The organism is Bacillus cereus group sp. N8 (assembly GCF_016483685.1).
In the GTDB taxonomy this organism is placed as follows: domain Bacteria; phylum Bacillota; class Bacilli; order Bacillales; family Bacillaceae_G; genus Bacillus_A; species Bacillus_A proteolyticus.
Genome location: NZ_JAEHBK010000105.1, coordinates 1 through 1,572, shown reverse-complemented (window position 1 = coordinate 1,572; position 1,572 = coordinate 1). Strand labels below are relative to the sequence as shown.

Genomic DNA, 1,572 nt, shown 5'->3' with positions numbered 1-1,572 from the left:
GGACGTCGCCAAGCAAAAACCTAAGTCGTTTCGACTTAGGTTTTTTTGTGTTTATTTTTATTTACCAAATGTTAAAACCCATAAATTGAATGACGCTAAAGAAGAAAAAGAATGAAATAGAGGCTGTTTAAAATAAATTTGGATGATAAGGCGATAAAAAGGTTATAAAGTTAATACTTTTAAATAGTAGTTGAAGGTAAGAATTACCTTTTTGTGTTGATTAAGTTGTAGTATGAATAAGGATGTTTTAGATCTTATATGAAAAGGTTATGCGAAAAAGAGCTAGATAGCTCTTTTTCGCATAACCTTTTGTGTTTTTAAAGGATTTTATATAAGAAAAAATCTATAATTAAGGTAGTTAATATATATTTTTTGATGGGTGTGGGGGATTATGAAGGAAATATGTATGTTATTAGTGGCTGTTATATTATGGGGGACGGCAATTGCACCAACGAAGTGGGCATTAGAATCCATTCAACCATTTACTTTGTTGTTTATTCGTCTTTTCTTTGCGGGTGGAATTTGTATGCTTTTCTCATTTAACGAACTACAAAAAGCGGTTGTACATAAATATATTCCATGGAAAAGAATGAGTTTGTTATCTTTTACTGGTGTAGCTGGATACTTTATGTTCACATCCTACGGCATTTCTTTAACAAGTGGATTACATGTTAGTATCATAGATGCTGCGTTACCGCTAGTTACAATACTTTTTTCGGCGTTATTTTTGAAAGAGAAAATTCAGCTGAATTATTGGATAGGTATTATATTAGGGGTTATAGGGGTGCTTCTTATTACTATTCCATCTAATAATGTCGATCAAGAGGTGTCTTTAATAGGAGATATCCTTATTTTATTAAGTACTTTCTTATTTGCTTTCTATACGGTATTGTTAAAACGGCCAAAACAGGAACAGTATCTATCAAACAAGGTTTTTACAACATTAACTTTAATTATTGGAGCGTTGATTTTATTACCATTTGCGATGATAGAAACTTTTTACTATGGTTTCCCAAAGGTTGAAACGTGGAAGACTGGACTTAGTGTGATGTATCTTGTTATTGGGGCGACAATTCTAGCATATTGGTTTTGGAATAAAGCACTAGAGAGAGTTGCTGCATCAGTAAGTGGATTATATTTAAATGCATTACCATTAATAAGTATTGTTGCTTCAATTGTTCTATTAAATGAATCATTAACATGGAGAATAGTAATAGGCGGTGGCTTAGTCTTATTTGGAGTGCTATGGGCAGATAAAAGTAAATTAATTAATTTATTTATGTTAGGCGATCGAAATATTAAAGAGAATGAAGATTGTTAAGGTTTATAAGTGCATGTATATAATGTTTAATTAAAAGGACGTCTTGTATGTAATGAGATGTCCTTTTTTATTATTTTCATTGAAATAGAGAAAATAAATAACTGAAATTAATATAAAAAATACCTTTGGAATTATTTTTATTATTAATTGAATAAAAGGTGTTGACGATTAGACTATAGAGGTGTAATATAGAACAAGTCGCCGATGCAATAACGCAAAATGCGGCAAACGAAATAAAAAACTTAGTTGAC

1 protein-coding gene is annotated in these 1,572 nt (G+C 30.7%); it reads left to right on the top strand.

The features are described from left to right. Window positions 1-406: 406 nt before the first annotated feature. Window positions 407-1,321 (top strand): DMT family transporter, encoded by a 915-nt coding sequence (locus JDS80_RS30565; protein WP_199640805.1) that lies wholly within the window; start codon window positions 407-409, stop codon window positions 1,319-1,321. The last annotated feature ends 251 nt before the right edge of the window (window positions 1,322-1,572 follow it).

Excerpts from the sequence above, each read along its gene's own strand:
- JDS80_RS30565 (WP_199640805.1), top strand. The coding sequence starts at position 407 with ATGTTATTAGTGGCTGTTATATTATGGGGGACGGCAATTGCACCAACG.